General features: G+C 53.5%; 8 protein-coding genes. 4 read left to right on the top strand and 4 right to left on the bottom strand.

Annotation, left to right across the window (positions count from 1 at the left end; genetic code table 11):
- The 4 genes from B3P58_RS03780 to B3P58_RS03795 form a co-directional block, all read right to left on the bottom strand.
- Positions 1-879 (bottom strand): MerR family transcriptional regulator (locus B3P58_RS03780; protein ID WP_286716143.1); only part of this gene is annotated, 879 nt, incomplete at its 3' end.
- The gene (locus B3P58_RS03785) at positions 876-1880 is read right to left on the bottom strand and encodes a YbgA family protein (protein ID WP_230331288.1); all 1005 of its coding nucleotides are present in this window, start codon (positions 1878-1880) and stop codon (positions 876-878) included. The genes B3P58_RS03780 and B3P58_RS03785, both read right to left, overlap by 4 nt.
- A gap of 248 nt (positions 1881-2128) precedes the next feature.
- The gene (locus B3P58_RS03790) at positions 2129-2521 is read right to left on the bottom strand and encodes a sirohydrochlorin chelatase (protein ID WP_230331287.1); all 393 of its coding nucleotides are present in this window, start codon (positions 2519-2521) and stop codon (positions 2129-2131) included.
- Positions 2518-3564 (bottom strand): NAD(P)/FAD-dependent oxidoreductase, encoded by a 1047-nt coding sequence (locus tag B3P58_RS03795; RefSeq protein ID WP_286716144.1) that lies wholly within the window; start codon positions 3562-3564, stop codon positions 2518-2520. Before B3P58_RS03795 ends, B3P58_RS03790 begins: the two co-directional genes overlap by 4 nt.
- Positions 3565-3729: 165 nt before the next feature.
- Between B3P58_RS03795 and B3P58_RS03800 the strand changes: the two genes are divergently transcribed.
- The 4 genes from B3P58_RS03800 to B3P58_RS03815 all read left to right on the top strand — a co-directional run bounded on the left by B3P58_RS03800 (position 3730) and on the right by B3P58_RS03815 (position 8890).
- Positions 3730-5499 (top strand): acyl-CoA dehydrogenase C-terminal domain-containing protein, encoded by a 1770-nt coding sequence (locus B3P58_RS03800; RefSeq protein ID WP_286716145.1) that lies wholly within the window; start codon positions 3730-3732, stop codon positions 5497-5499.
- 34 nt (positions 5500-5533) lie between these two features.
- Complete coding sequence (locus B3P58_RS03805) at positions 5534-6457, top strand: TIGR01777 family oxidoreductase (RefSeq protein WP_286716146.1); 924 nt, start codon at positions 5534-5536, stop codon at positions 6455-6457.
- A gap of 272 nt (positions 6458-6729) precedes the next feature.
- Positions 6730-7059, top strand: a complete 330-nt coding sequence (locus B3P58_RS03810; RefSeq protein WP_260997197.1) for a hypothetical protein — start codon at positions 6730-6732, stop codon at positions 7057-7059.
- Between the two features lie 301 nt (positions 7060-7360).
- Positions 7361-8890 carry an FMN-binding glutamate synthase family protein gene (locus tag B3P58_RS03815; protein ID WP_286716147.1) on the top strand — a complete coding sequence of 510 codons (1530 nt, stop codon included), beginning with the start codon at positions 7361-7363 and terminating at the stop codon, positions 8888-8890.
- The last annotated feature ends 358 nt before the right edge of the window (positions 8891-9248 follow it).

Here is a 9248-nt window from a genome sequence, read left to right on the forward strand (position 1 = left end):
TTTTTCAGTGTTTTTTTCAGTGTTATTGCCGGTAATAAAGGTTCTTACCTGACGGGATAACTGATCAGGTAATCTGATCAGTGTTTTATGCTGTATTTGTGTATCCGGAGCAGCACCGGAAAGAAAATGTGTCACATGACAATGGCTGAAGTAGTCCTGCCACTGTTGCTGGTGAGCCGGAATTAACGGATGAAAATGAATCCAGACATTGGCTGCGGGTATCATCGTCAGGGTTAAACCCAGATCGGAAGGTGTTGGTTGTGGACCAAAGTATTCAACCCGGAATTCTGCAGCTCCCAATGCACAGGCACAAGCAAGCGTTTCTATTTCGGCATGCTCGTGATTGGTGGCAAGTAACAATACCGGGCCTTTATTATGGCGTTGTTGCTGCAACAGCATGGCGCCAAATTTGCGCTTCAGCAGATGTTCGAATGCATGTGTCACAATAAGGGGGGTACTGCTGCTGCGCAGAAAATGCAGTACAGGTGACAGACAGCGCTCGTAATAAACGGCCAGTGGATAGCTGGAAAAACCGGCATTCCACAGCTCGTCGAGATGTTGTGTATTCAGATGCTGTGCGGCACGGATAACCTGCTGCTGCTGGTTCAGCCAGTCGTCATTATTATTGCTGCTGTTTTCCTGACCATCTTTCAGCAGTAACTTTACCTGGCGGATCGGGTAACCCTGATCCAGCCAATACAGAATGTGGCGCACGTGCTGAATATGCTCATCGGTGTAAAAGCGATGGCCTTTTTCGGTACGTTCCGGACGAATAATGCCGTAGCGCCTTTCCCATGCACGCAGCGTTACCGGATTAACTCCGGTAAGGCGGGCAAATTCCCGGATAGGGTAGGTACCACGATCATCGAGGCGATTCATATCGCGTTCCGTAAACCCAGTTCATAAGGGTGCGGATTCAGATACACCTGCTGACAGGCGTACTGGTTACTTTCGCCATAGCGGTTGAGGTGATGTTTAAGCAGGGTCAGCGGCACGACCAATGGAATAATTCCCTGGCGGTACTGATTTATGATTTCGCTCAGTTCAGCTTTATCACTGGCGGAGATCAGCTGTTTTAAATAACCCTGTAAATGCATCAGCGTATTGGTGTGCATTTTACGGCTGGCAGGTTTGGCCAGCGCTGTCATTAACTGCACAAAATAATCCTGCGCCAGCATTTTCAGATTACCTTCCCGCAGATTGGCCAGCAGGCGTCCCATGCTCTTGTAGTGCAGCATGCTGTGCGCCATGACCAGATATTTATAACGCGAGTGAAAGCTGATCAGACCTTTGCGGCTGATACCGGCCGCCTGAAACTGCTGCCAGTCGTGATAGGCGAATACACGGGTCATAAAATTCTCACGCAGCGCCGCATCATTCAGCCGTCCGGCTTCCTCAACCGGTAACAGCGGGTGAGCTTTGCAGAAAGCATCGGCATAAATGCCACGGGTGCTGCCTTCAGGATGGCCATTGGCGAGATAGCGCTTAACGCCAAACAGGCCGCAGCTTGGGCTTTTCTGCATAAAGATGTAGCCACACAGTTGCTGCTGTTGCTGTGCCTGACGGGCGCCGTATTCTGCCAGTGCATCGGTAACATCGATGCTGCTGTCAGTCACTCCGACGGCACGGACGTTGTTGTCGGCGGCATGTTCGCTGACCAGGCGGATAGGCTCGCGTGGTGTGCCCATACCAATGGCAACTTCCGGGCAGATAGATACAAAGTCAAAGTACTGGCTCAGAGTGTCGGTACAGAAACGTGAGCGCTTGTGCGAACCGTTAAAACGTACCGCCTGACCCATCAGGCAAGCGCTGATACCAACCGGGATACGGTCGGAGCCAATGGTGCTGTGTGTGGTCTTGAAGGGATGCTGCTGAGCCATATGTATAACCTATGCATCGTTTGTTGTATAAGTTCATTCTGGCGCTGATAAGTTCTACAAGTCAATCATCTTTGTATAATATTTTTTCACTTTTGTATAAGGCTATGATTGTTAAGGAATTTGTCTGTCAGGGCGGATGGGGTGGTGCAGAGTGGCGTTATACAGCGCACAGAAAGACTGGCTGCAATATCGTGGTGGGGATCTTCGGAAGTCAGGAAATGCGGGCAGGAGGCCTGCCCGTGGGGATGCTATTGCAGCTGGCGCAGTACGACCTGGCTGATGGCTCTGGCGACTTCAGGTTCCAGGCCAATCGGGGGGTGTAAGTGGATACTGATATGCATACCTTCCTGCTGCAGCAGCTGCTGCATGTTATCCAGCATGGCGGGTACGTCTTTACGCAAATGGCGGCCTGCGGCAAAAAACAGCGGTAATACATCGATCTGGCCATAGCCTTCTTCAGCCAGGCGCCTTATCTGGCTTTGCAGTGAAGGTTCTGCCAGTTCCATATAGGCCAGTTCGGCCCGTGCCTCCGGGTCGCTCAGGCTGTCACGGATGCGTTGTAATAACTGATCGAATGGCGCCAGCCAGTGCGGGTCGCTGCTGCCGTGGGCAAGCAGAATCGAAGCGGTTTTCAGTGTCATAGTGGTTCTTCTGCCGTATTCGGGAGTGTGGTCAGTAATGTTCGTGCAGCCTGCTGGCCGCTCAGCCAGGCACCTTCAAGGCTGGGGCTGTGGCACCAGTCGCCGCAGACAACGAGTTGCTGCCCGATGTCACTTAAGGCGCCCAGTGTAAGGCTATTGGCTGGTATTGCGTATAACCAGCGGTGCAGCCACAGCGTGTCGGGTTGTTGTTGCGGCTGTTGCAGTGCTGCAAAGAAGGCGCTCAGCAGTTCCTGTTGCACCAGCTCACGCGGGGCATCGATCTGCAGGCGGCTCCATTCGTGGCTGGCCTGAATCACCCAGCTGTCTTTACCGGTTTCCTGCCCTGTTTTCGGTCCGGTTTTCTGATTGTCACGCCCGGGCTTGCTGCTGTTGCGCGCAATCCAGCTTACCGGGCCCTGTTTAACAAAAACGGCATCTGCAGCGCAGTTCATTGCCTCTGGCAGTGTCAGCAGCAGTGTCCAGCAGGGCAGCATATCCACCTGTTCACATTGCGCTGCCAGTTGTGGCGCGGCGCTCAGCAGCGGTATGGCCTGTTGCGGTGGCGTGTTGATCAGCAGGCCGTCGAACGGGCCGAATGTCTTACCATCATCGCAGCTCAGTGACCATTGACCCGTGCTTGCCCCGCGGCTGGCGCTGACAATGCGGGTGCTGGCGATAAAGGCCGCCGCAGGCTCCAGCAACGAGCGGCTTAGGCCGGTCATGCGCGGCATGCCGACATAGCGCAGCACAGTATCCGGCGAAGGGTGCAGACCTTTGGCATCGGCAATCCAGGGAGTCATATTCCATTCCTCAACCCAGCCGTAGTGCTGCCATTGCTGCAGTTGCGCGGTAAAGGCAGCGCTGTGGGCGCGGATAAACTGCGCCCCCATATCCCAGCTGGCATCGCCAACTTTTTTAGTGGCCATGCGTCCGCCGGAACCGCGGCTTTTATCAAATACCGTCACCTCGTGCCCCTGTGCGGCAAGAAGTTGCAGTGCGCTCAGTCCGGCCATGCCGGCGCCAATGATTGCTATGCGGGCCATATAAAATCCTTATCGGCTCTGTATAAGTTTTCCATTGTAGCGCTTTTCCTTGTGATGTATAACTATTGCATAGCTTTGGAAATGCTTTGCATCGTTTCAGATGCCTTGCACAGCTGTATGAAAATAAACTGCCGTTAGCGGCCCGTTGAACAACGAGGATACCCCATGAGTTATCAGGCTCCCCTGCGTGACATGCAATTTATACTGTATGAACTGTTGAAAGGTGATGAAATTTTACCCGCATTGCCAGGCTATGAAGACGCAACCCGCGACATCATGGACGCCATGCTGACTGAGGGTGCGAAGCTGGCACAGAATGTTATCGCACCAACCAACACCAACGGCGATCGTCAGGGTTGTCATTACGACCCGGAAAGCAAAAGCGTCACCACGCCCGATGGTTTTAAAGAGGCATATAAGCAGTTTGCTGAAGCGGGTTGGACGGCATTGTCTGCTCCGGTGGAATACGGCGGTCAGGGTATGCCGCATACGCTGAACACGCTGGCCGAAGAAATGATGTGTTCGGCCAACCTGTCGCTGGGTATGTATCCGGGCCTGACCCACGGTGCGGTGAATGCGCTGATTGGCTATGGCACCAACGAACAGAAAGATTACTTCCTGCCACGTCTGATCAGCGGTGAGTGGACCGGTACCATGTGTCTGACCGAGCCGCATTGTGGTACCGATCTGGGTCTGATCCGCACCAAAGCGGAGCCGCAGGCGGATGGCTCTTATGCGATCTCCGGCACCAAAATCTGGATTACCGGTGGTGAGCATGATCTGGTCGATAACATCATCCATCTGGTGCTGGCCAAATTACCGGATGCGCCGGCGGGCTCCAAGGGGATTTCCCTGTTCCTGGTGCCTAAAGTACTGGAAGACGGCAGCCGTAACCCGGCATTTTGTGGCGGTCTGGAACACAAAATGGGTATCAAGGGTTCTGCGACCTGTGTGATGAACTTTGAAGAAGCCAAAGGTTGGCTGATTGGCGAGCCGCACAAAGGTCTGCAGGCAATGTTCGTGATGATGAACAGCGCACGTCTGATGGTCGGTCTGCAGGGGCTGGGGGTTGCTGAGGCGGCTTATCAGGTATCTCTGGGCTTCGCCAAAGACCGTCTGCAAAGCCGTTCACTGGCGGGTCCACAGGCGCCGGATAAACCAGCCGATCCGATCATCGTGCACCCTGATGTACGCCGTATGCTGCTGCGTCAGAAAGCCACCATTGAAGGCAGCCGTGCGCTGGCATACTTCACCGCACTGAATCTGGATATTGCCCATACCGCAGAAGATCCGGCCGAGCGTGAACACGCCGATGACATGGTGCAGTTGCTGACGCCGGTGGTTAAGGCCTTCCTCACCGATGAAGGATTTTTCTGTGCCAACGATGGTCTGCAGTTAATGGGTGGCTCCGGCTTTACTCAGGACTGGCCGCTGGAACAGCTGGTGCGTGATGCCCGTATCACCCGTATCTACGAAGGTACCAACGGTATTCAGGCGCTTGATCTGGTGGGCCGTAAAATCGGCATGAATGGCGGACGGGCGCTGAAGCGTTTCTTTGCCATGCTCGACGGTTTTATCAACGATAATCCTGATGCTCCGCATCTGTCCCAACTGAAAGCGGCGATTGGCCGTCTGCAGAAAGCGACGATGTGGCTGATGCAGAATGGCATGAGTGACCGTGAGCAGGCCGGCGCAGCTGCAACGCCATATCTGCGTTTGTTCGCCCTGACCGCCGTTGCGTATTTCTGGAGCCGTATGGCCCAGGTTGCACAGCAGCAGCTGGACGCCGGTTCAACCGAAACCGACTTCTATCAGGCAAAAGTGCACAGTGCCCGTTTCTTTATGGACAAATTGCTGCCACAAACCGAAGCTCTGCTGACAGAAATTGAAGCCGGTAAAGACAGCCTGATGGAAATGGCCGTCGGTCAGTTCTGAGTCGATCAGGCAAACCACCGGTAAGGAGAACACGATGACAGAACAACGCATTCTGATTACCGGTGGCACCGGCTTTATTGGTCAGGCCCTGGTCAGCCGCTGGCTGGCTCAGGGCGCTGACATCACCGTGCTGAGTCGCCGTCCGGCCTGGGTTGCCCGGCGCTGGGGCGGAATGGTGAAAGCCGCAGCAGGTTTTGAGCAGCTTGGTGGCCAGTTTGATGTACTGGTAAACCTGGCGGGTGAAGGGATTGCTGATAAACGCTGGAGTCGTGGCCGCAAGCAGGTATTACAGGACAGCCGCATTACTCTTACCCGCAATCTGGCCGCCTGGGCCAGCCGTACCGGTCAGCGCTTTCGAGTGGTGCTGAGTGGTTCAGCCATCGGTTACTACGGCAGTTATCGTGGTGTGGATGACCGACCGCATAACGAACAGGATGCTCAGGGAAAGGATTTTGCGGCACAGCTTTGTGCGGACTGGGAAGCGGCGGCGGAACCCCTGCAACCGCTGACTGAGCGTCTGCTGATCCTGCGTACCGGCGTGGTGCTGGGAACACATGGCGGCATGCTGAAGCGTTTATGGCTGCCGTTCAGTCTGGGGTTTGGCGGCATGATTGGTGATGGCCGTCAGAACCTTTCCTGGATTCATTTACAGGATTATTGCCGGGCTGTTGATTTTTTGCTCAGTCATGATGCTGATAACACTGTTAATGGCGTCATCAATATGACGGCACCACAGCCTGTGACCAATCACGACTTTACCCGGGATCTGGCGCGCGAGCTGCAGCGGCCGGCGTTATTACCCATGCCGGCGATGGTGGTTAAACTGCTGTTTGGCGAAATGGGTGAGCTGCTGCTGAAAGGTCAGGATGTCCGTCCGCAGCGGTTGCAGGAGCTGGGCTTCAGCTATGACTTTGCAGACATTCGTGACGCCTTAAAAGATATTGCCCGCCACTGGTAGCGGCGGCTGATCAGGGTTTTACACTGAAGGTAAATACAGCAAAAAAACAGCTGTTTATCTTCTTTGTAAAATCCTGTTTATATCCTGTAACACAACAAAAGATTGACGCCTGACTTTCCTATCAATGCTCTCCATCTGCAGACAATCTCCCCCGATTTTTAACTGAAAAATGACGCTTACAAAATATCTGTAGATTTGTGTTATTCCGCATTGCGATGGTTCACTGCCGCGACTAAACCTAAGGGTAATCACCGATACAGGTTTATTTATCCATGAGCATCAGCCGCCAAACACTCGATCAATATTTGTACGAATTCGATCAGGCATACCGTGTCACCTATGTGAACTATTCACGCGCTAACGAACTGACCGATGCCCAGCTTATTCTCACATTGGAACGTGGCTGTGAACGTAAGACGTTTGCCTTCTCGCAACCGCATTTTAACGATGTCGATAAGAACCTGATTGCCTGCCATGGTCTGTATATCGCGGCAATCAAAAGCTCTCCGCTGTCGCCTAACCGGGTAGAAGTGGGCGATATCGAAGGTGGGTTCTCTTATTTCACCGCCAAGAATGTAAAAAACATTACCCCGACTGCCTGACAGGCGGTTCGAATACCGTCAGCCAGGAGACGGGCAGAACGTCCTGGCACTAAATCAGCACCCGATGTTCATTGATCACAGCACCCGATCAGACTTCGTTCTCCAAGCAGCCCAGGGCCTGTTTAACTGGTATTAACAGGCCCTGACTGCTCTTTTTTTGCCTGCCATCCGCACAGATTCTGAGCTGAAGCGACTGCATCCTGATCTGCATCACAGCGTTTTCTTTGTCAGTAATGACAGTTAAACCTCCAGCCTCTAAGCTGTGACCTCGTCTGCTCAGTTCAATTGCCGGAGATGGATAATGTCTGATGAAGTATTTCTGATTGCTGCTTATGGCGTCATTGTTTTGGTCGGCTTGCTGGGGCTGGTGGCGCTGGCGGTTACAGGCTGGATACTGGTGGCCTATGTGGTGGATATTACCCAGACCCGTCATACCGTGCGCCGTAACTTTCCGGTGATTGGCCGCTTCCGCTATTTCTTTGAGCATCTGGGTGAGTTTTTCCGCCAGTACTTTTTTGCGCAGGACCGCGAAGAGCTGCCGTTTAACCGCGCCGAGCGGGCCTGGGTTTACCGCGCCGCGAAAAAAGAAAATACCACCATCGCCTTTGGCTCGACCCGCCGGCTGGATGTTCCCGGCACTATCCTGTTTGTAAACAGCGCATTTCCGGCTCTGAAACACGATTTTGCCGATACCGGCCCGATCACTCTGGGTGAGCATTGCCGCACGCCGTACACCACGTCTTCGCTGATTAATATTTCCGGTATGAGTTTCGGGGCTATTTCCCGTCCGGCGGTTTTGGCCTTATCCAAGGGTGCCAGTCTGGCCGGTTGCTGGATGAATACCGGCGAAGGTGGCTTGTCGCCCTATCACCTTGAAGGCGGGGCGGACATCGTCTTCCAGATTGGCACGGCCAAATACGGAGTACGCAATGAGTTCGGTGAGCTGGATGAGGAAAAACTACGTACGATTGCCGCTCATGAACAGGTACGTATGTTTGAAATTAAACTCAGTCAGGGCGCCAAACCCGGTAAAGGCGGGATTTTACCCGGCGAAAAAGTAACGGCTGAAATTGCCGCGATCCGTCATATTAAAGCCGGAGAAGATTCGATCTCACCTAATGGTCATCCGGAAGTCCGCTCGGTAGATGATCTGCTGGATATGATTGCTCAGGTAAGAGCCATCACCGGTAAACCGGTCGGCTTTAAAGCGGTGCTGGGAGACATTAGCTGGATTCGCGATTTATGCCGTGCGATTCATGTGCGTGGCGCAGAGTCGGCACCGGATTTTATTACCCTTGATGGTGCCGAAGGCGGTACCGGTGCTGCACCACAATCGTTAATGGATTACATGGGCCTGCCGTTGGCACAGGCATTGCCGATGCTGGTGGATGTGCTGGATGAATATAAATTACGGCCGCGCATCCGCATTGTCGCTTCGGGTAAATTAATTACTCCTGACCGGGTTGCCTGGGCGTTGTGTGTCGGTGCCGATTTTGTTACCAGTGCGCGTGGTTTTATGTTTGCCCTGGGCTGTATTCAGGCGTTGCAGTGTAATAAAAATACCTGCCCGACCGGCATTACCACCCATAACCCGCGTTTGCAGCGTGGTCTGGTGCCGACGGATAAAGCCGCCCGTGTCGCCCATTTTGTTGAAACCCTGAATCAGGAAGTCGGTATTATTGCCCACTCCTGCGGAGTGGATGAGCCGCGTAAATTAACCCGCCATCATGCGCGTATGGTACAGCCGAATGGTGAGGCAAAATTACTGTCGGAACTGTACGGCAGTGATCAGTTCCATCCGGGAACCGAACCGGTATTTGAAGACGAATAATACTCAGGGCCTGCCGGATTATTGTCACATGATGATCACTCTGCCGGCTCTTCAGGTTCAGGCAGGATCTGAAACAGTGCCAGCAAAGAAGGTCAGAACAGAAGGCCTGAAAAAGGGCAAAGATGCCCCAGTGCATAGAATCAGGTATAAACAGCGCTGTTAAATACAACAGCAGCACTGAAGAGGTTCCCGAATGTTCAGACTCCACCGGTATGGCATAGCTCCGCTGGCGTTTATCGGTCTGCTGTTTTTTTCTTTTCTCGTACCGGCACAGGCCATCGCCGCCGAAGTCATGGTGGCGGTGGCCTCCAACTTTACCGCACCGATGAAAGACATCGCCGCACGCTTTCAGCAGCAC

It is taken from the genome of Thalassolituus sp. UBA2009, from assembly GCF_002335285.1.
GTDB classification, from domain to species: Bacteria; Pseudomonadota; Gammaproteobacteria; order Pseudomonadales; family Oceanobacteraceae; genus Venatoribacter; species Venatoribacter alkanivorans.